We start from the raw sequence: 23,566 nt of genomic DNA, 5'->3' as shown, positions 1-23,566 counted from the left end.
CGCCCGAGATGACAAGCTTTGTGCGTCACATCGGCGCGATCGTCTCGTACCTCAGACCCTCCGGCCCCTCGATCGAGGTCGGCGCCTTCAGGGCCCGGCCCGGCAGCATGGCGCGATAGCGTTCGTAGATGGCCTTGGCGTCGCGGCCAGCCTTGGCTTGAAGGCAAAGGTCGTATTCCCCCTCACGACCCCACGGCTTGCGCTCGACGCGGGCGATGTCGCGGTCGGCCTTGACCGCCGCGCCGACGCTGTCGGCCAGAGCGTGATCAATGCCCATCCCATAGCTGCCGAACTTGACGGTGACATCGCAGCGCGCGGCCGCCTCGACCGGCGGGGTGGCGACGCAGGCGGCCAGGGCTAGCGCGGCGCCGGCGATCAGGACGAAGCGGATCATGCGGGGAAACCTCCAGCGCGCGCCAGGGAAGAGGCCGGCGCCTTGCCCAGACGCTCGCTGATCGCGCGCCCGACCTCGATCAACGCGCCAAGATCATAGCCGGTCTCAAAACCGGCCCGTTCCAGCATGTAGACCAGATCCTCCGTGCCGATATTGCCCGTGGCGTTCGGCGCGAACGGACAGCCGCCCAGGCCGCCGACCGAGGCGTCCAGCACATCGACCCCGGCCTCGACGCTGGCGAAGGCGTTGGCCAGGCCGGTGTTGCGGGTGTCGTGGAAGTGCATGCGCAGGCGAGCGTGCGGCGCGGCGGCGCGCACCGCCTCGATCCGTTTGCGGACGGTCCAGGGATCGGCGACTCCGATGGTGTCGGCGATGGCGATCTCGGGAACTCCAAGCAGGGCGATCTCGCGGACGATGGCCACGACCTGGTCTTGCGAGACCTCGCCATCGAACGGACAGCCAAAGGCTACCGACAGGGTCGCGGTGATCGGCGGACCGCCCTCGACGGCCTGACGCTCGACAATGCCCGCCAGCGCGTCGATCTGCTGGTGGGTGGTCGAGCCCTGGTTGCGGGTGCCGAAACCGTCGGTGGCGCAGACCACGACATTGGCCTCGTCACACTGGGCCGCCACGCAGCGCTCCCAGCCGCGCATGTTCAGCACCAGGCCGATGCGGGAATGCTTCAGGTCGGCCGGCAGCGCCGCCATGATCTCTTCCGCGCCGGCCATCTGCGGCACGCGATTGGGATTGACGAACGACACCACCTCCATCCGCCGGGCGCCGGCGGCCTCCAGCTGGCGGATCAGGGTGAGCTTCTCGTCGACCGACAGCGACAGCTTCTCGTTCTGCAGGCCATCGCGGGGCCCGACCTCGACGATCTCGATGAAGCGGCTCATGGGCGATCCTCGGGAGCGGGTTGAGTTTCAGTCTCGATGTCCGTCTGGGGCTCACCGCGATAGATCGTCAGGCGCTCGTCGTCGCCATCGGAATAGTTCTGGCCCTTGATCACCGCGACCGGACGGGGCGTCAGGCCGGCGGCGGACAGGGCCTTGCGGAACACGGCGTCCTCGCGCGCCTCGACCACGGCCGGGCGGCCCTGGACGATGGCCTGTGCGGCGCGGTCGCCGTCAGTCAGCTCGGTGGCGGTGCCCAGCAGGAAGACCAGGCTGGGCTCGGAATAGCCGGTCACGGCCACGGGGCCGGGCGCGCCGGACCGGGGCGACAGCTTGGCCCTGTCGAGGGCGTCGGCGATGTCCCTAGACAGGAACAGCGGCTCCAGATGCGGCAGCAGCCCGCCGACCAGGCAGGCATGGGCCAGAACGCCAAGACCGCACGAGATCACCAGGGCCCGCGCCGATTGCCGGCGCAGCAGCAGCACCGCCCCCAGGACGCCGGCGGCCAGCAGCAGCAGCACGGTCAGCACGGTCCAGACGATGTCGGCGCCCTGGCCGAACGCCTTCATGCCGTACACCGCCACGGCGGCCAGCAGCAGCGAAACGAACAGGGTCAGGCCCGCCCCGATCCGCCGGACCAGATCGCCCAGCGGCGCCCGCACGGCGGCAGCGAGCAGCATGGCCATGCCGCCCATGGCCGGCAGCGTGTAGTGGGCCAGCTTGGTCGGCAGGATCTCGAACATCAGCCAGGTCGGAACCAGCCAGCAGACGGCGAAGCGCACGCCGGGCTCGCCGCGGCCGGTCCAGGCCAGCACCAGGGCGGCGGGCAACAGCAGGGTCGCGGGATAGACCAGCAGCGGCGCCAGCAGGGTGTGATAGCCGAACGGCCCCGAATGGCCTTCCTGACCGCCGACCATCTTGGGGGCCAGGTCGCCGGCGATGGCCACGCCCCAGAAGGCGCCGTCGGTGGCCACGGTGATCATCATCGCCCAGGGCAGCACCACGGCGGCGAACAGCACCAGGCCCCAGCCCCAGCCCAGGGTCTTCAGCCACGGCGCCTTGCGGTCCCAGGCCCACAGGGCCAGGGCCGCGAAGATCACGGTCAGCAGGCCCACCGGCCCCTTGATCAGGGCCGCCATCGCCAGACCGCCCCAGAAGGCCAGCTTGGTCCATTTACTGGGCGTTCGTCCCGCCAGGTGGTCGGCGTACATCCGGGCCAGGGCCGCCATGGCCAGGGTCGTGAAACCGCACAGGGCCGCGTCGGTCTTGGCGATGAAGGCTTCGCTGGACAGCAGGAAGGACGAGCCCAGTATGGCTCCGGCCAGCAGGCCGGTGCGCGGATCAAGCAGCGCCGCGGCCCCCCAGGCGCAGGCCGCCGCCGCCAGCATCGCGCCCAGCAGGGACGGGATGCGATAGGCCCAGATGCCGCGATCCTCGGGCGCCGAGACCAGCGACACTGTCGCCGCCTGCAGCCAGTGGATGCCGACAGGCTTCTTGAAGCGCGGCTGGTCCTGGAACTTGATGACCACCAGGTCGTCGGTTTCCAGCATCTGGGCGGTGGCCTGGGCGAAGCGCGACTCGTCGCGGTCCAGCGGCGGCATGGCCAGCAGGCCCGGCAGGCCGGCCAGAAACGCCAGCAGGGCGGCAAGCAGCGGGCCGCGCCAACCGCGGCTCCAGGCATCCAGGCGAGATTCAAGCGTCATGGCGCATGGAATAGCACGATCCTTTCGTGTGGCGACTTTTCAGGTATTAGAGGGCGATGACTGCTCAAGCCGCCGCAATCCCTGACTATTCGATTGTCGTCCCCGTCTTTGACGAGGGCGGCGCGGCCCCGGCCCTGGCGCGCGAGATCGCGGCCGCCTTCGCCGGCGAAAATCACGAGATCATCTTCATCGACGACGCCAGCCGCGACGACACTCGGGCCCTGCTGGTGGCCCTGAAGACCGAGATTCCGCAACTGCGCGTGCTGAGCCATCGCAAGAACTCCGGCCAGAGCCGCGCCGTGCGCAGCGGCATCCTGGCCGCGCGCGGGCCGATCATCGTCACCCTGGACGGCGACGGCCAGAACGATCCGGCCGATGCGCCGCGCCTGGCCCGGGCCCTGGCGGCCGGCCCCGCCACCCTGGCCCTGGTCGGCGGCGAGCGGGTCAAGCGTCAGGACAGCAGCGCCAAGCGCTTCGCCTCAAAGTTCGGCAACGGCGTGCGCAAGCGCCTGCTGAAGGATACGGCCAATGACACCGGCTGCGGGCTGAAGGCCTTCCGTCGCGAGGCCTTCCTGCGGCTTCCCTATTTCGACCACATCCACCGCTACATCCCGGCCCTGATGCTGCGCGAGGGCTATGAGGTGGCGTTCCAGCCGGTGAACCATCGCCATCGCGAGAGCGGGGTGTCGAAATATACCAATTTCGGTCGGCTCAAGGCCTCGGTCAGCGACCTGCTGGGCGTGATGTGGCTGCAGACCCGGGCCCGCAATCCCCAAGGCGTGGACGAAGCTTAGCCCTCGTGGGTTGAACAGCCTTCTCGCCTTGCGAGAATGCGGTTAACCGTTATGGGCGCGACCCTGACGGCCGCGAGTCCTTGGGGGAGAGGCTGTCTATGTTCGCCGCGGTTCCGCTGCTGGCCCTGCCAGTGCTGGTCTACAATCTGATCGCGCTCACCCTGTCGGGGGCGTTCATGTCGGCCCAGGCGCATGCGCGCATGACCGAGACCCTGTTCACCATCCACATGACCTCGCGCGTCGACTGGGCCGTCAGCCTGGGCGATCTGCTGCTGGCCGCCTCGCTGGTGGTGTTGTTCGTCGAGCTGCTGAAATCCACGACCAGCCGCAAGATCGCGATCATCAATCACTCGCTGTCGCTGGTGCTGTTCATCATCTGCCTGATCGAGTTCCTGCTGGCCCCGGCCTTCGCGACCTCGACCTTCTTCCTGATCACCGTGATGGTTCTGCTGGACGTTCTGGCCGGCTTCATCGTCACCATCGTCGCCGCGCGGCGGGACGTGGATTTCGGCGAGAACTGAAGGCGATTACTGGGGCGTCGGTTTCCGGCGCTCCGCGATCCGCCGCTTTTCAGCCGCCCGCATCCCGCGCCAATGGGTCACGTAGGGCTCTGCGAACGTCCAGGCGAGCGTGGCGAGCAGGATCGCGACAAACAGGCCCGATAGCGTCAGAAGCACGAAAATTCTCCCCGATGTGAGCGGGAGGAATAGCGCTCGCCGATTAAGGCTTGCTCGACGGTCGTGGTGAAGGCCGCGTTAGGGCCAGCGCCGGAAGGCTTGCCTGATCTAGGTCAGGGCCGTGAAGATCAGGGTGACCACGGCGATGTCGAGAAAGCGGATGGCGGCGGTCAGCATGGGAGCACTCGTCGGCGATGAATTCACCAACGGTTAAGCAAGACCGGCGCCAAGCCGGGCGCGTCACGGTGAGACGCTGATGGCGCTGTTCTTCGACCGGGGCTGGTACGAGGCGCGGCTGGCGCAGCGGGGCCTGAGCCGCGCCGTCATGGCCGCCGTCGCCCAGATGGACGAGGCGGCGCTGGAGTTGGCGTTCAAGGATCAGCGCGAGCTAAGCTGGAGCGAACTGACGGCTTTTGCTGAGCTTTTGGGCGTGACGACGGCTGAGGCGGCGCTGCGGGCCGGTGTGCGGCCACCGCTCGATCCGCTGGAGGCGCGCGACAAGCGCATCGCCATGCTGGAGGCCCGGGTCGCCGCCCTGGAGGCGCGCCTAGGCAAGCCGGACTCCTAGATCGCGGTCTTTTTCAACAGGCCCGCCCTGGGACGGCGGTCGGCCTCGCCGGAATATTCCGTCCCGAGATAGGTCGATCGCGCCGAGTCGAGCACTTCCTGCCCACCGCGCAGGCCGCGCTTCTGACCGCTCTGGCCCATCAGGTGGGCCGCGAACGCGCCAAATCCGCTTTTGCGCGGCGCCGAAGCCGGCGCTTCCTCGCGCACGAACACGACATCCTCGGTTTCGGCCTCATGGGCGGAATCCTGATGCAGGGTCAGCGCACGACGCGCAGGGCTGGAACGCCGGATGGGATCGATAGGGCCGGTCATGGTCGCCAGCCTAGGGCCTTGACCGTTAAGAACGGCTGTTCCGGTGTGGTTTCTGGAGGCTTAAGGGCCGGGCCCTCAGGGCCCTCAGGGCTTGGTGGCCAGTTTCTCGATCTGCTGCTGCATGACTTCCAACTGGCGCTTGAGGTCGGCCAGGGAATCCTCGCTGGGTTGCGGGGCGGGCGCGGTCGCGGCCGGTTCGGACGAGGCCGCCGCAGCGGCGTCTTCTGGCCGGGCATAGGCGAAGGGCGAGAACATCTTCATCGCCCGGTCGAACAGGGCCATGTTCTGGCGAACCTGTTCTTCATAGACGCCGATACCGACCGGCAGCTTGGCGGCGGTCAGGCCCGGCGTGACGCCCGCGAACTGGGTGCGCATCCGCTCCTGCTGCTTGGTGAAGCTTTCCAGCGACATCTCAAGATAGCTGGGCAGGAAGGCCTGCATGGAGTTGCCGTAGAAGCCGATCAGCTGGCGGAGGAACTGGATCGGCAGCAGGTTCTGGCCGCCGCCGCGGTTCTCTTCTTCGAAAATGATCTGGGTCAGCACCGAGCGCGTGATGTCGTCGTTCGACTTGGCGTCATAGACCACAAAGTCGACGCCCTCCTTCACCATGTCCGACAGGTGTTCGAGGGTCACGTAGGAACTGGACGCTGTGTTGTAGAGGCGACGGTTGGCGTATTTCTTGATGATCACGCGTTGGCCGGTCGCCTTTTCAGCGCCGGCGGTGGTTTCGCCTTTTTCGGGGTTCTCGGACATTTCGTTCCCTGGGAGAGCGGTGTCGCCCGCTTTTCGCAACGCACTATCGCCAATGCAAAGGCATGGCGCCAGTGGTCAGAACACTTGGAAGGCGCAACAAGCCGTGAAAAAGTGCCCGTGACGAACGCGGTTCGGTATGCATTGTGTTGCTGCACTGCAAAAGCACGGGCGCCGCAACTGCGAAGGCGTCACGTCAGATCGTTACGGGAGCTTCGCCATGAGCGACATCGTCATCGTTTCCGCCGCCCGCACGCCGGTCGGTTCCTTCAACGGGGCGCTGTCCAGCCTGCCCGCGTCTGAACTCGGCAAGATCGCCATCCAGGCCGCCATCGAGCGCGCCGGCATCAGCCCCGCTGACGTCGATGAAGTGATCCTGGGCCAGGTGCTGCAGGCCGGCGCCGGCCAGGGTCCGGCCCGTCAGGCCGCGATCAATGCCGGCATCCCGGTGGGCAGCCCGGCCTGGAGCCTCAACCAGCTGTGCGGCTCGGGCCTTCGCGCCGTGGCCCTGGCGGCCCAGCAGATCGCAGCGGGCGACGCCAAGATCGTTGTCGCCGGCGGTCAGGAAAGCATGAGCCAGGCGCCGCACGCCCAGCATCTGCGCAATGGCCAGAAGATGGGCGACCTGTCGTTCGTCGACACCATGATCAAGGACGGCCTGTGGGACGCCTTCCACGGCTATCACATGGGCCAGACCGCCGAGAACATCGCCTCACGCTGGCAGATCACCCGCGGCGACCAGGACGCCTTCGCCGTCGCCAGCCAGAACAAGGCCGAGGCCGCCCAGAAGGCCGGCAGGTTCGACGCCGAGATCGTTGCGGTCACCATCAAGGGCCGCAAGGGCGACACCATCGTCGACAAGGACGAGTTCATCCGTCACGGCGTGACGATCGACGCCATTTCGGGCCTGCGTCCGGCCTTCACCAAGGACGGCTCGGTCACCGCCGCCAACGCCTCGGGCCTTAATGACGGCGCCGCCGCCCTGGTGCTGATGAGCGCCGACGAAGCCAAGGCCCGCGGCCTGACCCCGCTGGCTCGCATCGCCTCGTGGGCCAATGCCGGCGTCGAGCCCGAGATCATGGGCACCGGCCCGATTCCGGCCAGCCAGAAGGCCCTGGAAAAGGCCGGCTGGACCGTCGCCGACCTCGACCTGGTCGAGTCCAACGAAGCCTTCGCCGCCCAGTCGCTGTGCGTGGTGCAGGAACTGGGTCTCGACACCGCCAAGGTGAACGTCAACGGCGGGGCCATCGCCATCGGTCACCCGATCGGCGCGTCGGGCGCGCGCATCCTCACCACCCTGCTGCACGAGATGAAGCGCTCGGGGGCCAAGAAGGGTCTGGCGACGCTGTGCATCGGCGGCGGCATGGGTGTGGCCATGTGCGTCGAGGCGGTCTGAACAGACAAATTTCGATGACAGTGCGCCGGGGCCTTGCCCCGGCTCGCTGATTGTCGACACTCATAAAAAGAAACTCGGGAGAGACACATGACGAGAGTTGCATTCGTGACCGGCGGCACCCGAGGGATCGGTCGCGCGATCTGCGAGCGCCTGGTGGCCGACGGCATGAAGGTCGCGGCCGGCTATTCCGGCAATGAAGAAGCCGCCGCCGCCTGCGCCAGGGACCTGGGCGTGATGGTGGTGAAGGGCAATGTCGGCTCGTTCGACGACTGCGCCGCTGCGGTGAAAAAGGTCGAGGCGGAGCTGGGCCCCATCGACGTTCTGATCAACAATGCCGGCATCACGCGCGACGGCATGCTGCACAAGATGACCTACGAGCAGTGGTCCGAAGTGATCCGGGTCAACATGGATAGCGCCTTCAACATGACCCGCCCGGTCATCGAGGGCATGCGCGAGCGCAACTGGGGTCGGATCATCAATATCAGCTCGATCAACGGCCAGAAGGGCCAGATGGGCCAGACCAACTATTCGGCCGCCAAGGCGGGCCTGATCGGCTTCACCAAGGCCCTGGCGCTCGAAAACGCCAAGAAAGGCGTCACGGTCAACGTGATCTGCCCGGGCTATATCGACACCGAGATGGTCGCCGCCGTGCCGGAAAACGTCCTGGCCAGCATCATTGCCGGCATCCCGGTGGGCCGCCTGGGCAAGGGCGAGGAGATCGCCGACATGGTCTCGTTCCTGGCCGGCGAGCGGGCGGGCTTCGTGACCGGCGCCACCCTGACCCTGAACGGCGGGCAGTACATGGCGGCCTAAAGGCTGTCCGTACTGGCATGTTTGCAACGGCCCGGCGCGCAGGCGACCGGGCCGTTGTCACGACGGTTGACGACGCGGGGCGTTTCGTCGTGAAACCTCCACCTTGAGGGCAATGGCGGATCGCCGGGCAAGGGGGCGGCGACCACCGTCCAAGATTCGCCCTAGTCGGCGGGCATGACAGCTGAATGATGAGTTCGATTGTTGAGAAGAGCGGCTGGAGGACGAAGATCGTCCTCGCGATCGTCGCCATCCTCGCGGTCGGTTCCCCCGCCAGCGCCCAACAGGCCGCGCAGTCCCTGAAGGACGCCCTGCTGGGCCATCGCGGCTTTTCGACCTCGCGCCGTCCGGCCCCGCCTCCGGTCGCCCGCTATGTCTCGGAAAGCGGCAGCGCCTTTGTGCTGGATCGCGCCTCGCCCCTGCCCCTGCTGAAGTTCGAGAACAGCGCCGAGGTCTGGGTGCTGTCGCCGCAGCCCGCCTCGCGCGGCGACGTCATCTACCACAACGAGTTGGGCGAGCCGATGCTGCGGGCCACCAAGCTCGGCGGCATGATCCTGTTCACCGACGAGAGCCCCAACGGCGCGGCCGCCGCCCTGACCGGCAAGGCGCCGTCGATCCAGCCGCCGTCCGCCATCTCGCCCATCGCCCTCTATCAGCGCATGGGTCAGGCCAGCATCCGCGCCAGCCGCGCGGCCCAGCGGCAGATGCCGTTCGAGACGCTGCAGGATGCGCGGCCCGAGACCTCCGTGCTGATCGCCGAGTCGGCAACCATCACCGCCGAGGCGTTCGAGCGCATCGCCCGCAAGGGTGACCGGTCAATCCTGGCCGGGATTGCGCGGGTTGTGCTGGCCGAGGGCGACAAGCCCGGCGCCACCCTCAGGAACGGGACCCTGATCGTGACCTACGCCCCCGCTCAAGGCATGGCTGGGCGCCCGTCTTCGAAGCGGATCGTCAAGGTGGTCAACCGGTAGGGCGGGCGCCAAAGCTTCCTGCCGTCTGGATGGACTCAGGTGGCTTCCACGCCCAGGGCCTTCAGTTCCTTCAGGAACCGCGTCAGGCTGGCGTGCGAGCGCCGCAGGCTCGAGACCATTTCAGGCCGCGCCAGGGCTTCGCCGGGCACGATGAAGCCTTCGCGCCCGACCTTCTTGGCGACGCCGCGCTTGAGCATTTCGACCACGCGGCGACGGACGGTTTCGTACGGCAGGCCCAGGGAATCGGCGACCTGGCGAATGGTGATCGGCCGGCGCTCTTCATCGGGCGGAATCTCGTCGATCTCGGCATACACCTTGCCCCGCAGATGCGAGACGTTGCCCGCCCAGAGGGTCGTGTAGACGAGCGAATAGACGATATCGACGCCATGGGCCTCATTGGCGATTTCAACCCAGCGTAAAATGTAATCCGTGGCGCAGCGCACCGCCGCGCGCGCGTCATGGTACTCGTCCGACATGGTCTCTCCCCTCCCCAATTTGGGGAACCCTGTTATAGCGAACCGGGTTCGGTCGGGGCGAAAAGGTTGACGCAGGGGGTGCGGCATACTGTCTCGCCCCCCTCAAAAGGCACCCAAAATGGGGAGGGCCTAATCTGGCCGGATTCTTGGCCGCCAGTCCGGCGGGGCCATCTCAAAGCCCTCAAACCGGAAGCCCGGGGCCACCGTGCAACTGACCAGGGTCCAGGCGCCGAGGCTTGTGGCGGTCTGCCACCACAGCGTGGGAACGACCATCTGGGGACGGCAGCCGGCGCGCAGGTCAGGACCCAGCACATGCGCCGTCGCGCCGTCACCGTCAGGCGGCGACAGGGTCAGGGAGAGCGGCGCCCCGGCGTGATAGTGCCAGACCTCGACCGCATCGACCCGGTGCCAGGCCGACATCTGCTGCGCCTCCAGCAGGTAGTAGATCGCCGTCGAGGCCGGCCGGCCGCCATCAATCGACACGTCCTCAAACGTCCGGCGATACCAGCCGCCTTCAGGGTGGGGCTGAAGGTCCAGCAGTCGAATGATTTCCCGGGCCCCCAGATCGCCGGAGATGCCCAAAGGCCTGGTTTCGGGGCTCATCCCTTGAAGCCGTCCTTGGCGGCGCGGATCTCGGCGAAGGCCTGGGCGGGGTCCAGGTTCGGACGCAGCAGCGGCGCGCGCAGGAACGGGTTGGTCGCCTTTTCGACGCCGATCGAGGTCGGGACGGTCGGCTCGCCCCGTTCGCGGGCGGCGAAGATCTGATCGGCGCGCGCCTTCAGGACGGGATCGTCATCGACCGACAGGGCGAAGCGGGCGTTCGAGGCGGTGTATTCGTGGGCGCAATAGACCGTGGTGGCGTCGGGCAGGGCGGTCAGCTTTGACAGCGAGCCCCACATCTGTTCGGCCGTGCCCTCGAACAGCCGTCCGCAACCCAGGGCGAACAGGGTGTCGCCCACAAAGGCGATGGCGTCGGCGGCGTCGTGATAGGCGATATGGCCCAGGGTGTGGCCGCCCGTGTCGATGACCGTGAACCGGGTCTCACCCAGGTCCACCACATCGCCGTCGACCACCTCGCGGTCCAGCGGCGCGATGCGGGTCACCTCGGCCGGGCCGATGATGGTCGCGCCGGTCGCGGCCTTGATCGCGGCGTTGCCGCCGGCATGGTCGGGGTGCCAGTGGGTGTTGAGGATCAGGTCCAGCTCCCAGCCCAGAGCCTTCAGCTCGGCCAGGATCGCGTCGGCGTCGGGCGTGTCGATGGTCGCGGTCTTCCCGGTCGCGTCGTCGCGCACGAGAAAGCCATAGTTGTCGGACAGGCAGGCGAACTGGTGGACGGTCAGCGACATGGAAAGCCTTGTTCTGTGTCAGGCGGTGACGCGGGGCCCGCCACCGCCTACATAGATGAACTGGCCGCCCCGGAGACTCAATGCGTCGCGACGTGCTCGATCTCAGAGCCTTCTACGCCACACCGCTTGGCCGTGCAGCGCGGCTGATGCTGGCGCGCAAGGTCGATGAGGCGTGGGGCAGTACGCGCGGCCTCGACGTCCTGGGCCTGGGCTACGCCACCCCCTTCCTGGATTCGGCCCGCCAGAGCGCCCGGCGCGTGGTGGCCGCCATGCCGGCCACCCAGGGCGTCGAGGTCTGGCCGCACGGCGGTCGCAACCAGGCCTGCCTGGTCGAGGAAACGGCGCTGCCGCTGCCCAACGCCATGTTTGACCGGGTGCTGGCCGTCCATGCCCTGGAAGAGGCCGACGACCCGGCCGCCGTCCTGGCCGAGATCGGCCGGGTCCTGGCGCCCACGGGCCGGCTGATCGTGGCCGTGGCGTCGCGCGACGGCGTCTGGGCCGGGGCCGAGAGCACGCCTTTCGGCCATGGCCGGCCCTTCAGTCGCAGCCAGCTGGAACGGCTGATCCGCGACGCCGATCTTGAGCCCGCCGGCTGGACCCGGGCGCTGTATGCGCCGCCCATCGCCATGACCGCCGGCTGGGCCGAGGGTTTCGAGCAGGTGGGCGCCCGCCTGTGGCCGCGTTTTGCCGGTCTGATTCTGATGGAAGCGGTCAAACAGACCTTCGCCGTAAAGCCGCGCGGCCACCGCGCGCGGGTCCGGGTTTTCACGCCGGGCGTCCTGTCGCCCAGCCCTGCGGGTCCGGCGACAGCGCGCAAGGCGCCTGTTCGGAAGGCGCCGGCGCGGATTGCGGACGGATCGCACTTGGACGCGCCGCGTTCGAAGCCTAGCTTAGGTTCGTAATCACTGTTCGCTGCGGGAGCCGCGCCATGAAAATGATCGTCGCCATCATCAAGCCCAGCCGCCTCGACGCTGTTCTCGAAGCGGTCACCGAGGCTGGCGCGTCGGGGCTGACGGTGACCGAGGTGCGCGGCTATGGCCGGCAGAAGGGCAAGACCGAGGTCTATCGCGGCGCCGAATACGAGGTGAAGCTGCTGCCGAAGGTCAAGCTCGAGATCGCCGTGCCCACCGATGTCGTGGAGCCTGTGGTCGAGGCCCTACAGCGCACCGCCAACACCGGCAAGATCGGCGACGGCAAGGTGTTCGTCATGGACCTTGAACAGGCCCTGCGCATCCGCACCGGCGAACGCGACGCGGCGGCGATCGCGGGCTAGGTCTTCCCCGCGCGCATCGCGTTCCGCGGTTCGAGGCCGATCAAGGCCCGGGCTCCCTGGCGGTCGCGCGCCAGTTTCCCATATCGCTCGAAGACGTCGCGAGATTGATTTGAAGCGGAGCCATGAGACGGGTTCGCGCGTTGTCGAAACTCACCGCGATTGGAGCGTCATGGGAGAGCGGCCTTCTGTTTTTCGGCAAGGCTATAATTGCTGGCGCATCGAGCCCGCCGACCGGCTGGCCCTGCTCATCGACAATGACGAGACCTTCGACGCGCTCAAGCCGCTGCTGGTGGCCGCCAAACGCTCGATCTGGATTCTGGCCTGGGTGTTCGACCCCCTGACGCGACTGGATCCGGACCGGGTCAAGAGGAGCCGTGATCCCCGGCATGCCGACCGCATGGGGCTGATCCTGCGGCGGCAGGCGGCCCTGAACCCGGCGCTGGACGTGCGCATCCTGACCTGGGACATGCCGTTCCCGATCGCCGCGGCCCAGCTGTTTGGACCCCAGCGCGGCGCGGCCTTCTTTGCCGGCTCGCGGGTCAAGTATCAGCTCGACGCCACCCTGCCGGCCTCGGCCTGCCATCATCAGAAGGTGGTGATCATCGACGGCGCGACGGCCCTGCTGAGCGGCGGCGACATCGGCCTGGATCGCTGGGACACCTGCGAACACCTCGACAATGATCCCCGCCGGCGCCTGCCGACCGGGCGCCGCTATCCGGCCCGGCACGAGGTGGCGATGCTGGTCGATGGCCGCGCGGCCCAGGCTTTGGGCGACCTGTTCATCGCCCGTTGGCGCAACGCCACCGGCGAGAGTCTGAGCCCCCCGGAACGACCCGACGAGGCGCCCTGGCCGCCGGGGCTTCTGCCCGATCTGCGCCGCACCCAGGTGGCGATCAGCCGGACCGAGGCGGCGTGGAAGGACCGGCCAGAGGTCATCGAAAGCCTGCTGTTGCACCTCTCCAGCATCCGCGCGGCCAAGCGGCTGATCTATCTGGAAAACCAGTATCTGACCTCGCCGATCATCGTCGAAGCCCTGGCCGAGCGCCTGATCGAGCCCGATGGACCCGAGGTGGTGACCATCGGTCCGGCCCGCAGCCCCAGCTATTTCGACCAGATCACCATGGACAGCGCCCGCACCTCGGCCATCAACCGCCTGCGGTCGGTCGATGTTCATAAGCGCTTTTCGGCGTTCAGCGCCCATACGCCCAAGGGCGGTCCGATCATCGTCCATTCCAAGGTCGCGATCATCGATGACTGTATGTTGCGGGTCGGCTCGGCCAATCTCAACAACCGCTCGATCGGTCTCGACACCGAGTGCGACCTGGCCTTCGAGGGGCGGGACGCGCAGGAGCGCGACGTCATCACCGCCTTCCTGGCCCGGCTGATCGGGCACTTCCTGGGGCGTCCGCCTATCGATGTGATCGAAGCCATGCAGCGCGAGGGCGGCCTGGCGGCGGCGATCCACGCCCTGGACCTCAGGGGCGGCCCGCCACGCCGATTGCAGCCCGTGCCGTCGCGCCATCTGACCGGTGTCCAGCAGTTCATCGCCGACTGGAGCCTTGGCGACGCCATCTCACCCGACGACGCCTGGCGGCCCTGGGGCCGCCGCGAGCGTCTCAAGCAGGATCTGGTTCGCCTGACGGAACCGCCACCGGAACCCCCGGCGCACCTGCTGCCGTAACCTCCAGATCGACCACCAGCGGCAGGTGGTCGGAGGCCACCCGGGCCCGGGCGTCGTAGGGCGACCTCACCGCGAGGGTTTCCAGGCCCTTGGTCAGGAAGACGTGGTCGATGCGCATGAACGGGAAGCTGGAGGGGAAGGTCGCCGTCGCCGGCCGCAGCCACGTCCCGCTGGGCGTCTGGGCGTCGCGCAGGGCGGCGCGCAGCATGCGGTAGGTGGCCGAGTAGGGCGAGGCGTTGAAGTCGCCCAACAGCACGCCCGGCGCGGTCCAGGCGTCAGACGTCATCCAGGCTTCGCCCAGCAGGGCGGCGGCCTGGCGCTTCTGTTCCTGCGGGATCAGGCCCAGATGGGTGTTGATGATCTGGACGGGCGTGTCCCCGACCATGACCTCGACCCACAGCGCGCCGCGCGGCTCCAGCCCCGGCACCCGCCGATACAGCGGCAGGCCCTGGGCCTTGATCCGGCGCTCGGGCAGGGCGGTCAGGATGGCGTCGCCATACAGTTCCTCCTCCACGGCCATGGCCGGATGGAAGTGGAACTTCATCTTCAGCAGTTCGGCCAGGCGGTGAGCCTGATCCACCGTCTTGGTGCGCCGGCGCAGGACGTCCAGTTCCTGCAAAGCCACCACGTCAGGATTTTCGGCGGCGATGACCTCGGCGATGCGCTCGACGTCGAGCGCACGGTCCGTGCCCACGCAGCGGTGGACATTGTAGGTCATCAGGCGAAGCTTCATCCGTCGAAGAGATCGCCTGAGATCGCCGGAGGTTCCCTCGTCGACGTCTCATTCGTGCCGGGCTCGACCCGGCTGAGCATGAACAGGCAGCTTTCCGCCCGCCAGTTTTCGAGCGGGCTGGCCGGATCGATCGGTCGGGCGGGGCCTGAACCGGCAAAGGCCGCGCAGGCGTCGACCCGCACGTTCAGGTCGTCGGTCAGGGCCAGGAAGTCGACCAGGGTGCACAGGTGGATATTGGGCGTCGACCACCAGGGCATGGGCAGGGCCTTGGTCTCCGGCATCCGGCCCTGGCTCAGCAGCGACCAGCGCACCCGCCAGTGGCCGAAATTGGGGAAAGAGACGATGGCCCGGTCGGCGATGCGCAACAGTTCGGCCAGCACGTGGCGCGGCTGGCGCGTCGCCTGCAGGGTCTGGGACAGGATGGCGTAGTCGAAGGTCTTGTCGGGGAAATGGTCCAGGTCCTGGTCGGCGTCGCCCTGCACCACCGACAGGCCCCGCGCCATGCAGGCGGCCACGCCGCTGGCGCTGATCTCCAGGCCCCGGCCGTCGACCTGCTTTTCGTGGGCCAGGAGGTCGAGCAGCGCGCCCTCCTCGCAGCCGACATCGAGCACGCGCGAGCCGGGCCGGACGAGGCGGAGGATTTCGCGGAAGTCTTCGCGGGTGGTGGTCATGCTCACGCCAGACCCCGCTCACGTTCCACCGACCCCAGGAACCCCGTCAACGCCGCGTCCATCACCGGCTCGTCCAGCAGGAAGGCGTCATGGCCCTTGTCGCTCTCGATCTCGACGAAGGCCACGCGGCAGCCGGCGGCCGTCAGGGCGCGGACGATGTGGCGGTTCTCGGTGGTGGGATACAGCCAGTCGCTGGTGAAGCTCAGCACGCAGAACCGCATGTGCCGGGCCCGGGTAAAGGCGCTGGCCAGCACGCCGCCATGGCTGGCGGCGATGTCGAAATAGTCCATGGCCCGGGTGATGTAGAGATAGCTGTTGGCGTCGAAGCGGTCGACGAAGCTGGCCCCCTGGTGGCGCAGGTAGCTCTCGACTTGGAAATCGGCGTCGAAGCCCCAGGACAGGCCGTCGCGCTGCAGTTCGCGGCCGAACTTCCGCTGCAGGGCCGGCTCGGAAAGATAGGTGATGTGGGCGGCCATCCGCGCCACGGCCAGACCCTTTTCGGGCCGCGTTCCGTGGTCGGCATAGGCGCCGCCGCGCCAGTCGGGGTCGGCCATGATCGCCTGGCGGCCGACCTCGTGAAAGGCGATGTTCTGGGCCGAATGGCGCGAGGCCGAGGCGATGATCACCGCGCTGGCCAGCCGCTCGGGATAGTCGACCGCCCATTGCTGCACCTGCATGCCGCCCATCGAGCCGCCGACCACGGCGAACAGGGTCTCGACCCCCAGCGCCTTGACCAGCATTGCCTGGGCCCGGACCATGTCGGCGATGGTGATCACCGGGAAGGACAGGCCCCACGGCTTGCCCGTCGAGGCGTTGATCGAGGCTGGCCCCGTCGAGCCCATGCAGCCGCCGACCACATTGGTGCAGATGATGAAATGCCGGGTCGGATCCAGCGGCTTGCCCGGACCCACCAGCCGCAGCCACCAGCCCGGCTTGCCGGTCGCGGGATGCGGCGAGGCCACATGCTGGTCGCCGGTCAGGGCGTGACAGATCAGGACGGCGTTGGAGCGGTCGGCGTTTAGGACGCCATAGGTCTGGTAGGCGACCTCCAGCCCCTCGATGACGCCACCCGAATCGAGGCGCAGGGGCGCGCTGGTCGGGAACCGCCAGGTTCCGCCATCGGACAGCGCGGAGGGGGCCAGATCCAGGTCAGCCATGACCGCCTTGGACCGCTTGACGAAGAAGGTGTCAACCGCCCGCTTCCGGCGGGCCCCGGCTGAGGCTATGGAGGGCGCATGGACCGTCTGATCCTCATGCGCCACGGCCAGGCCGAACGGCAGGCCGCGACCGGCGGCGACTTCGAGCGTGGCTTGACCCCGAAAGGGCGCGAGGACGCGACTCTGATGGGTCAGTTGCTGGCCCGCAGCGGCGCGACGCCCGATCTGGTGCTGGTCTCCAGCGCCCGCCGGACCCGCGAGACCTTCGCCGCCGTCTCGGCCGCCTTTCCCAAGGCCCGGGTCGAGTTTCGCCGCGACCTCTATCACGCCGAGCCCGAAGAGGTGGTCACGGCGCTGGAGGACGAGGGCGAGGCGGCCAGTCTGGTCATGGTGATCGGCCACAATCCCGGCCTGCACGAGCTGGCCCTGCGCCTGATCCTGCAGGGCGGGGCGGAGCCTGTGGCCCTGAACAAGGTCCGCAGCCGCTTTCCCACCGCCACCACGGCGGTCTTCGCCTTCGGCTCGGGTGGTCCGCCCGTGCTGGAGCATCTCTTCTACGCGTCCGAACATGGCGGAACAGGCGGCGAATGACCCTGATCTACAAGATCCTCTCCCGCGCCGAATGGGAGGCCGCCCAGGCCGCCGGCCAGCTGGACGGCTCGGCCGTCGATCTGGCCGACGGCTTCATCCACCTGTCGGGCGCCGACCAGGCCCAGGAAACGGCGGCGAAGTATTTCGTCGGCCAGTCTGACCTGGTCCTGCTGGGCGTCGAGGCCGAATCGCTGGGCGAGGCCCTGAAGTGGGAGGCCTCGCGCGACGGGGCGCTGTTCCCGCACCTCTATCGCCCCTTGCTGGCCGGTGAAGTCGTCACGCAGCAAGCGCTGAAGCTGGATGGCGACGGCGTGCCGCAACTGGGCGTTCTGTCCGCATGAGCCTGCACGATCTCGCCGCCCGCGCGCTGCACGCCTTCGACCCCGAAGACGCCCATGGCCTGGCCATCCGGGGCCTGAAGGCCGGCCTTGGCCCGCGTGACAGCGCGCCTGACGATCCGCTGCTGTCGATCTCCCTGGCCGGCATGCACCTGAGCAGCTGCGTCGGCCTGGCCGCCGGCTTCGACAAGAACGCCGAGGTTCCCGACGCCATGCTGGCCGCCGGCTTCGGCTTCGTCGAGGCGGGCACGGTCACGCCTCTGCCCCAGGCCGGCAATCCGCGTCCGCGTCTGTTTCGTCTGACGGAGGACCAGGCGGTGATCAACCGCATGGGCTTCAACAACGAGGGCCTGGAGGTCTTCGCCGAGCGCCTGTCCCGGCGCGCCGGCCGGCACGGCTTCGTCGGGGCCAATATCGGGGCCAACAAGGACGCGACCGACCGGATCGAGGACTATGTCACCGGCCTGACCCGCCTGTGGGGGCTGTCGGATTACTTCACCGCCAACATCTCCTCGCCCAACACGCCGGGCCTGCGCGCCCTGCAGACCAAGGCGGCGCTGGAAGAGTTGCTGGGCCGCCTGGCGCAAACCCGCGCCATGTTGAAGGCGGGCTCGACCAGCGACTATCCGATCTTCCTCAAGGTCGCCCCCGACCTGGAGGACGGCGAGGTCGAGGCCATTGTCGAGACCGTCGTGGCCAATGGCCTGGACGGCATCATCGTCAGCAACACCACGATCGCCCGCCCCGCCACGCTGAAGTCGGCGGGCAAGGCCGAGACCGGCGGCCTGTCGGGCGCGCCGCTGCTGGAGCCCTCCACGGCGGTGCTGAAGCGCTTTTACGTCGCCGCCGCGGGCCGAACCGCCCTGATCGGGGCCGGCGGGGTCGCCGACGGAGCCGGGGCCTATGCCAAGATCCGGGCCGGCGCCCGGGCGGTGCAGCTGTATTCCGCCCTCGTCTATGGCGGCCCCGGCCTGGTGGTCCGCATCAAGCGCGATCTGGCCAGACGCCTGCGCGCCGATGGCTTCGCCACCGTCGAGGACGCGGTCGGCGCCGCATGACGACCGACAGGGGACTGCAGCTGCTCCGACAATTCGGCCCCGTCGTGGCGCTGGTCGGACTCTTCGTCTGGGCGCTGGCCAGCGGCCTGGCCGGGCATATCTCGCTGGAGGACCTCCGGATCCAGGCCCAGGCCCTGCAGGCCTTTGTGCGTGAACATCCGGTGTTGAGCATTGCGGCCTATATCGGCGTCTATGTCGCCACCGTGTCGATTTCGCTGCCCGGCGCGCTGATCCTGTCGCTGTCGGGGGGCTTTCTGTTTGGCCCGGTGCTGGGCGGGGCGGTCGCCGTCACCGGGGCCACCGGCGGCTCGACGGTCGTGTTCCTGGTTTCCCGCACGGCCTTCGCCGACTTCCTGCGTCGCTGGAAAAACCCCCTGCTACTGAAGATCGAGGACGGCTTTCGCGACAACGCCTTTTCCTACCTGCTGACCCTGAGACTGATCCCCGCCTTCCCGCTGCTGCTGGTCAATGTGGCCGCCGGCCTGATGGGCGTGCCGCTGCGCACCTTTCTGGTCGCCTCTTTCCTGGGGATGGTCCCCAGTTCCTTCGTCTATGCCGGGATCGGGGCCGGACTGGGCCATGTGTTCGCCGAAGGTCACCCCGTAGCGCTGCATACCCTGCTGTCGCCGAGGATCTATCTGCCCATCATCGGCATGGGCGTGCTGGCGTTTCTGCCGCCGCTGTGGCGCCATTGGCGCCGCGGGCGCGTTGCTCCCGCGCCCGACGTGAAGTAACTCAGGTTCATGACCGAGACGGTCTCGCCGCCGGATAACCCGACCCCGCCCGCCGCGCGACGCTTTCCGTGGCCGCGCGGCCTGTCGGCGCGCCTGCTGCTGTTCACCGCCTTCGTCGTCACCCTGGCCGGCCTGATGATCCTGCCGCCCACCCTGGCGGCCTATGAAGAGCAGTGGCTGCTGGACCGCGTGCGGGCCGGCGAACTGGCCTCGACCATCGCCGAGAACGATCCCGAGCTGCGGGTCAGCGATTCGGTCGCCGGCCAGCTGTTCGACCAGGCCGGCGCCGTGACGGTGGCCGTGCAGGTCGACGGCGCCCGGCGCCTGGTGCTGCCGCCCAAGGTTCCGATGCAGACTCCCTATCTGGTCGATCTGCGCAGTCAGAACCCGGGTTCGTGGCTGGCCGCGCCGTTCTTCACCCTGACCAGCCCGCCCGGCAGCATGGTGCGGGTGATGGCCGAGCCTCGGTTCCGCAAGGCCGAGTTTGTCGAGGTGGTGCTGCCCGACGCCCCGCTGAAGGCCCAGCTGGTCGCCTATTTCTGGCGTCTGGCGGCGATCACGGTGTTCGTCGCCGGCCTGGCCGGCTTCTTCGTCTATCTGTTCCTCAACACCTTCCTGGTGCGCCCCATGCAGCGGATCACCCGCGCCATGGAGCAGTTCCGCGCCGACCCCAATGACCCGGAAGCCCGCATCCTGGTCTCCAAGCGCCGCGACGAGATCGGCCGCGCCGAGCTGGAACTGGACCGCATGCAGACCGACCTGCTGACAGCGCTGGCGTCCAAGGCCCGGCTGGCGGCCCTGGGCGAGGCGGTGGCCAAGATCAATCACGACCTGCGCAACATGCTGACCAGCGCCCAGATGGCCTCCGATCGCCTGGCCGCCCTCGGCGACCCCAAGGTGGCCCAGGCCCTGCCGCGTCTGGAACGGGCCCTGGACCGCGCCATCACCCTGGCCACCGACGTGATGACCTATGGCAAGTCCAAGGAGCCCGCGCCGGTGGCGCGGCCAACGCCCCTCCGCGCCGCCCTCGACAGCGCCGCCGAGGACTCCGGCCTGGCGCCCGGCGGCGTCGCCCTGGAGACCGTCATCGACCCGCGCGAGCAGGTTCTGGCCGATCCCGACCAACTGCATCGCATCCTGACCAACCTGCTGCGCAACGCCCGCGAAGCCATCGAGGGCGCGCCCGATCGCGGCCGCAAGGGCCGGGTGTTCGTCGAGCTGCATCGCGGCGAGGGCCTGTCCATCCTGCGCCTCTCCGACGACGGCCCCGGCGTGCCGCAACGCGCCCAGGCCAACCTGTTCCAGCCCTTCGTCGGCTCGGTGCGGCGCGGCGGCACCGGCCTTGGCCTGGCCATCGCCCGCGAGCTGGCCCAGGGCCACGGGGGAGACCTGGTGCTGGTCGAGACGGGGCCTGGGGGCTCGGTGTTCGACCTGAGCCTGGCGGGGGTTCCGGAGCCGCTGGCTGAGGTTGCTGTGGCGGCCTCGGCGCCGGGCGGTGGGGCTGAGGGCTAGGTTTTCCCGCTGGGTGAGGGCGCGTAAGCGGACCGGCTGAAGGTCCGCTCAGGGTCGAAAGCGACCCTTGACTTCCCTCCCACAAGCGGACGCCCCGCGTCCCGCTCCTCCTTAAATCTCTTGGAGGCAGCAGCGTGCTGGTCTGGAAAGGTCAGTCAAGGACCGCCTCCGGCGGCCGCGTCGCGGCGACGCGGAGCGTCGTCCTTGAGAGACCTTTCCAGTCCGGCGATCGTCTCGCCGTGAGATTTAAGGATGGCTCCCTTCGGCGCGAAGGGGGGCGGGGCGCCAGTCCAATAAATCACCGTCATTCCCGCCCTTGTGGCGGGAACCCCTGTTTCAGCTGACACGTGAAGCGCCAGCGAAGTGCGCGCGCACTTCGCCCCTCCCGCACCTGCGGCGGAGCGAGGGGTTCCCGCCACAAGGGCGGGAATGACGGGAGGTATGGGGATTGGCGCCGCTGTATCCCCGTAGTTTCCGAAGCCGAGTTCAACGAAATCAACCACTTGTAAAATAGTTGATCGCGCCAATCAGACGCGCCGAAACCGCCTGCATAATCAATCTCACCTGACAGCACGGGAAGGGCGTCCGGCCGGCGACTGAGACGGCTGTCAGGGGTGGTCGAGCGGGCAGCGCTCTTCGGGGTCTTCAGTGACCGCCTTGGCGACAGATCTGGACGGGTTCCCTGAAACATCGGGACGAAAACCCAGGCGGCGAAGGTTCGAGGCGCGCAACAGGCATGGGCTGAAACCGCCCATGCGGTCTGGACGGGGTCGCTATCCCCTCCACCCGTCGGGGGCCTAACGTCGGAAGCGGGTTAAAACCCCGCGCCCCGAGGGCTCACCGGATAACGGCTGCGCGGAGCGTTCGTCTTCGTCGAAACGGTAATCACTATCCCAATCCTCCGGGCGAGGCCCTGACGCTCCGCGACCCTTCCCACACCTTCAGCGGCCCTCCGCGTGAAGCGGCGGAGCTGTGTCGGTCGCCCTTACAGCCCCCGGGCCACGCCCTCGCGACGCGGATCGGCGCCGCCCTCCAGCACGCCACCGGGCCGCACGATCACGCCATGCAAACCCGAGGTCTCGTTCTGGCCCGTCTTGACCGTCACGCCCCGTGCATTGAGCGCCGCCACCATCTCGGGGCCGAACAGCTCGGCCTCGCCCGAGAAGTTTTCGCCGCGCGCGACGATATTGGGCAGGGCGATGGCCTCCTGCATCGACAGGCCCCAGTAGAACAGTCCCACCATGGCCTTGAGATTGTAGGACAGGATGGCGTTGCCGCCCGGCGAGCCGACGGCGGCCAGGAACTTGCCCTTGTCGTCCAGCACGATCAGCGGCGCCATCGACGAGCGCGGACGCTTGCCCGCCGCCACGGCGTTGGCCGCCGGCGCGCCGTCCTTCTCGACCGGCGAGAACGAGAAATCGGTCAGCTGGTTGTTGAGGAAGAAGCCGCCGACCATCCGGCCCGAGCCGAAGATGCTCTCGACCGTGGTGGTCATCGACACCACATTGCCGGCCGGGTCCATGACCACAAAATGGGTGGTGCCGGCCGGCTCCTGGGTGGCGTCGGGGCCGACCACGGGCGCGCCCTTGGGCAGGCCAAACTTCGGCGCGGCGCCCGCCACGTCGCTGATCAGCTTGGCGCGCTCGGCGACATAGGCCGGGTCCAGCAGGCCCTCGACGGGCACCTTCACGAAGGACGGATCGCCCACATAGCGGTCGCGGTCGGCGTACATGACCCGCTCGGCCTGCGCGAGCAGGGCCCAGGCGGCCGGGTCCTTGGGGCCCAGTTTCCCGATATCGGTGTGCTCCAGCATCATCAGGGCCTGCAGCACCGCAAGGCCGCTCGACGAGGGGTTGGGGACGCAGACCGTATAGACCTTCCACGGCCGGCACAGGGCGGGCGCCGAGCGCGGACGGTAGGTCTTGATGTCCGACAGGGTCATGCCGCCGGGCAGGGCGCCCTCGTGCAGCTTGTCGACGATGGCCTGGGCGATGGGGCCTTCATAGAGGGCGCTGGGGCCCTCGGCCGCCAGGCGCCGCAGGGTGGCCGCATAGGCCGGGTTCTTCAGGGTGTCGCCGGCCTGGTAGCGCTGACCGTCGGGCTTGGTGAAATAGGCCTTCACGTCCGGCATGGTGTTCTGCGGCACGCGCGGGCTGTTGACCATGCCGGCCATGCGCGGGCTGACGGCGAAGCCGTCGGTCGCCAGGGTCTCGGCGTCCTTGAACAGGGAGCTCCACTTGGCGGTCCCGTGTTCCTTCTGGGCCTGGGCCAGCATGGCCACCGCGCCGGGCACGCCGGTCGAGCGGCCCGACAGCAGGGCGGTCACGAAGGGCAGGGGCTTGCCGTCGGCGCCCATGAACATGTCGGGGCCGGCGCCGCTGGGGGCCTTTTCGCGGCCGTCATAGGCCGTCACCTTGCCCGTTTTGGCGTCGTAGTAGTTCAGGAAGGCGCCGCCGCCGATGCCCGAGCTCTGGGGCTCGACCAGGCTCAGAACCGCCTGGATCGCCACGGCCGCGTCGACCGCGCCGCCGCCGTCGCGCAGCACCCTCAAGCCCGCCTCGGCAGCCAGCGGATTGGCGGCGGCGACGAAGCCGCGCGGCGGGGTGGCGGCCGGCGAGGTCGAGGCGACGGGCGCCTGGGCCGCAGATGGCATCGATCCGCCGGGCATCTGGGCGCAGGCGGAAAGGGCGAGCAGGGAGACGAGAACGAAGCGACGCATGCGGACAGGT

At 68.4% G+C, this 23,566-nt stretch carries 27 protein-coding genes; 14 read left to right on the top strand and 13 right to left on the bottom strand.

The genetic code is table 11. The features are described 5' to 3' along the window. Positions 1–25: 25 nt before the first annotated feature. From ACW176_RS02545 to ACW176_RS02535, 3 genes are read right to left on the bottom strand one after another with little or no spacing between them, the layout of a single operon-like run. Positions 26–394: a hypothetical protein gene (locus tag ACW176_RS02545; protein WP_492110769.1), complete on the bottom strand. Its 369-nt coding sequence runs from the start codon at positions 392–394 to the stop codon at positions 26–28. Then, entirely contained in the window at positions 391–1,290 is a 900-nt protein-coding gene (locus ACW176_RS02540) for a hydroxymethylglutaryl-CoA lyase (protein ID WP_492110768.1), read from the bottom strand. Before ACW176_RS02540 ends, ACW176_RS02545 begins: the two co-directional genes overlap by 4 nt. Then, complete coding sequence (locus ACW176_RS02535) at positions 1,287–2,990, bottom strand: ArnT family glycosyltransferase (RefSeq protein ID WP_492110767.1); 1,704 nt, start codon at positions 2,988–2,990, stop codon at positions 1,287–1,289. Before ACW176_RS02535 ends, ACW176_RS02540 begins: the two co-directional genes overlap by 4 nt. A 56-nt stretch (positions 2,991–3,046) precedes the next feature. Here ACW176_RS02535 and ACW176_RS02530 point away from each other — a divergent pair, with 56 nt between their 5' ends. Together ACW176_RS02530 and ACW176_RS02525 are read left to right on the top strand one after the other, a co-directional pair. Then, entirely contained in the window at positions 3,047–3,784 is a 738-nt protein-coding gene (locus ACW176_RS02530) for a glycosyltransferase family 2 protein (protein ID WP_419318772.1), read from the top strand. Positions 3,785–3,882: 98 nt separating this feature from the next. Beyond that, positions 3,883–4,305 (top strand): hypothetical protein, encoded by a 423-nt coding sequence (locus tag ACW176_RS02525; RefSeq protein WP_419318770.1) that lies wholly within the window; start codon positions 3,883–3,885, stop codon positions 4,303–4,305. 6 nt (positions 4,306–4,311) lie between these two features. On the opposite strand, the gene ACW176_RS02520 is transcribed toward ACW176_RS02525, so the two are convergent. Next, positions 4,312–4,461 (bottom strand): hypothetical protein, encoded by a 150-nt coding sequence (locus ACW176_RS02520; protein ID WP_419318768.1) that lies wholly within the window; start codon positions 4,459–4,461, stop codon positions 4,312–4,314. A 256-nt stretch (positions 4,462–4,717) separates the two neighbouring features. On the opposite strand from ACW176_RS02520, the gene ACW176_RS02515 reads away from it, so the two are divergent. Further along, the gene (locus ACW176_RS02515) at positions 4,718–5,029 is read left to right on the top strand and encodes a DNA-binding protein (protein ID WP_492110766.1); all 312 of its coding nucleotides are present in this window, start codon (positions 4,718–4,720) and stop codon (positions 5,027–5,029) included. On the opposite strand, the gene ACW176_RS02510 is transcribed toward ACW176_RS02515, so the two are convergent. After that, on the bottom strand, positions 5,026–5,340 hold the full coding sequence (locus ACW176_RS02510) for a hypothetical protein (RefSeq protein WP_492110765.1): 315 nt from the start codon (positions 5,338–5,340) through the stop codon (positions 5,026–5,028). The two genes, ACW176_RS02515 and ACW176_RS02510, sit on opposite strands and share 4 nt — an antisense overlap. 84 nt (positions 5,341–5,424) lie before the next feature. Next, positions 5,425–6,093 carry a polyhydroxyalkanoate synthesis repressor PhaR gene (gene phaR, locus ACW176_RS02505; protein WP_419318762.1) on the bottom strand — a complete coding sequence of 223 codons (669 nt, stop codon included), beginning with the start codon at positions 6,091–6,093 and terminating at the stop codon, positions 5,425–5,427. Positions 6,094–6,310: 217 nt separating this feature from the next. Between phaR and ACW176_RS02500 the strand changes: the two genes are divergently transcribed. From ACW176_RS02500 to ACW176_RS02490, 3 genes are all read left to right on the top strand, one after another. Continuing rightward, positions 6,311–7,486 (top strand): acetyl-CoA C-acetyltransferase, encoded by a 1,176-nt coding sequence (locus tag ACW176_RS02500; RefSeq protein WP_419318760.1) that lies wholly within the window; start codon positions 6,311–6,313, stop codon positions 7,484–7,486. 87 nt (positions 7,487–7,573) lie between these two features. Further along, complete coding sequence (locus tag ACW176_RS02495) at positions 7,574–8,299, top strand: beta-ketoacyl-ACP reductase (RefSeq protein WP_419318758.1); 726 nt, start codon at positions 7,574–7,576, stop codon at positions 8,297–8,299. Between the two features lie 188 nt (positions 8,300–8,487). After that, positions 8,488–9,267 carry a DUF4908 domain-containing protein gene (locus ACW176_RS02490; protein ID WP_492110764.1) on the top strand — a complete coding sequence of 260 codons (780 nt, stop codon included), beginning with the start codon at positions 8,488–8,490 and terminating at the stop codon, positions 9,265–9,267. Between the two features lie 35 nt (positions 9,268–9,302). Here ACW176_RS02490 and ACW176_RS02485 read toward each other — a convergent pair whose 3' ends face one another. The 3 genes from ACW176_RS02485 to gloB all read right to left on the bottom strand — a co-directional run bounded on the left by ACW176_RS02485 (position 9,303) and on the right by gloB (position 11,089). Continuing rightward, positions 9,303–9,743, bottom strand: a complete 441-nt coding sequence (locus ACW176_RS02485) for a hypothetical protein (RefSeq protein WP_419318754.1) — start codon at positions 9,741–9,743, stop codon at positions 9,303–9,305. Between the two features lie 129 nt (positions 9,744–9,872). Further along, positions 9,873–10,346 carry a cupin domain-containing protein gene (locus tag ACW176_RS02480; protein ID WP_419318752.1) on the bottom strand — a complete coding sequence of 158 codons (474 nt, stop codon included), beginning with the start codon at positions 10,344–10,346 and terminating at the stop codon, positions 9,873–9,875. After that, the gene (gloB, locus tag ACW176_RS02475; RefSeq protein ID WP_492110763.1) at positions 10,343–11,089 is read right to left on the bottom strand and encodes a hydroxyacylglutathione hydrolase; all 747 of its coding nucleotides are present in this window, start codon (positions 11,087–11,089) and stop codon (positions 10,343–10,345) included. The genes ACW176_RS02480 and gloB overlap by 4 nt, the downstream gene beginning before the upstream one ends. Before the next feature lie 80 nt (positions 11,090–11,169). Between gloB and ACW176_RS02470 the strand changes: the two genes are divergently transcribed. The 3 genes from ACW176_RS02470 to ACW176_RS02460 all read left to right on the top strand — a co-directional run bounded on the left by ACW176_RS02470 (position 11,170) and on the right by ACW176_RS02460 (position 14,043). After that, the gene (locus ACW176_RS02470; protein WP_419318748.1) at positions 11,170–11,991 is read left to right on the top strand and encodes a class I SAM-dependent methyltransferase; all 822 of its coding nucleotides are present in this window, start codon (positions 11,170–11,172) and stop codon (positions 11,989–11,991) included. Positions 11,992–12,017: 26 nt separating this feature from the next. Then, complete coding sequence (locus ACW176_RS02465) at positions 12,018–12,362, top strand: P-II family nitrogen regulator (RefSeq protein WP_062143741.1); 345 nt, start codon at positions 12,018–12,020, stop codon at positions 12,360–12,362. Positions 12,363–12,531: 169 nt separating this feature from the next. Beyond that, complete coding sequence (locus ACW176_RS02460; protein WP_492110762.1) at positions 12,532–14,043, top strand: phospholipase D-like domain-containing protein; 1,512 nt, start codon at positions 12,532–12,534, stop codon at positions 14,041–14,043. Here ACW176_RS02460 and ACW176_RS02455 read toward each other — a convergent pair. From ACW176_RS02455 to metX, 3 genes are read right to left on the bottom strand one after another with little or no spacing between them, the layout of a single operon-like run. After that, entirely contained in the window at positions 13,979–14,776 is a 798-nt protein-coding gene (locus ACW176_RS02455; RefSeq protein WP_492056464.1) for an endonuclease/exonuclease/phosphatase family protein, read from the bottom strand. The two genes, ACW176_RS02460 and ACW176_RS02455, sit on opposite strands and share 65 nt — an antisense overlap. Then, on the bottom strand, positions 14,773–15,447 hold the full coding sequence (gene metW, locus ACW176_RS02450; protein WP_492110761.1) for a methionine biosynthesis protein MetW: 675 nt from the start codon (positions 15,445–15,447) through the stop codon (positions 14,773–14,775). Before metW ends, ACW176_RS02455 begins: the two co-directional genes overlap by 4 nt. 2 nt (positions 15,448–15,449) lie before the next feature. Then, a complete protein-coding gene (gene metX / locus ACW176_RS02445) occupies positions 15,450–16,604 on the bottom strand; it encodes a homoserine O-acetyltransferase MetX (protein ID WP_419318741.1) in 1,155 nt (384 codons plus the stop codon). Between the two features lie 78 nt (positions 16,605–16,682). Here metX and ACW176_RS02440 point away from each other — a divergent pair, with 78 nt between their 5' ends. The 5 genes from ACW176_RS02440 to ACW176_RS02420 are packed head-to-tail and all read left to right on the top strand — an operon-like array spanning position 16,683 to position 20,837. Then, positions 16,683–17,195, top strand: a complete 513-nt coding sequence (locus ACW176_RS02440) for a SixA phosphatase family protein (RefSeq protein ID WP_492110760.1) — start codon at positions 16,683–16,685, stop codon at positions 17,193–17,195. Beyond that, positions 17,192–17,536 (top strand): DUF952 domain-containing protein, encoded by a 345-nt coding sequence (locus ACW176_RS02435; RefSeq protein ID WP_492110759.1) that lies wholly within the window; start codon positions 17,192–17,194, stop codon positions 17,534–17,536. Before ACW176_RS02440 ends, ACW176_RS02435 begins: the two co-directional genes overlap by 4 nt. Then, complete coding sequence (locus ACW176_RS02430; RefSeq protein ID WP_492110758.1) at positions 17,533–18,591, top strand: quinone-dependent dihydroorotate dehydrogenase; 1,059 nt, start codon at positions 17,533–17,535, stop codon at positions 18,589–18,591. The genes ACW176_RS02435 and ACW176_RS02430 overlap by 4 nt, the downstream gene beginning before the upstream one ends. Continuing rightward, positions 18,588–19,325, top strand: a complete 738-nt coding sequence (locus ACW176_RS02425) for a TVP38/TMEM64 family protein (RefSeq protein ID WP_492110757.1) — start codon at positions 18,588–18,590, stop codon at positions 19,323–19,325. Before ACW176_RS02430 ends, ACW176_RS02425 begins: the two co-directional genes overlap by 4 nt. A 9-nt stretch (positions 19,326–19,334) precedes the next feature. After that, entirely contained in the window at positions 19,335–20,837 is a 1,503-nt protein-coding gene (locus tag ACW176_RS02420; RefSeq protein WP_492110756.1) for a sensor histidine kinase, read from the top strand. Between the two features lie 985 nt (positions 20,838–21,822). Here ACW176_RS02420 and ggt read toward each other — a convergent pair. Beyond that, positions 21,823–23,490 carry a gamma-glutamyltransferase gene (gene ggt, locus ACW176_RS02415; RefSeq protein WP_492111863.1) on the bottom strand — a complete coding sequence of 556 codons (1,668 nt, stop codon included), beginning with the start codon at positions 23,488–23,490 and terminating at the stop codon, positions 21,823–21,825. Between the last annotated feature and the right edge of the window lie 76 nt (positions 23,491–23,566).

The organism is Caulobacter sp. FV1ye13L, from assembly GCF_058681155.1.
This window is presented reverse-complemented; position numbering and strand designations above follow the sequence as displayed.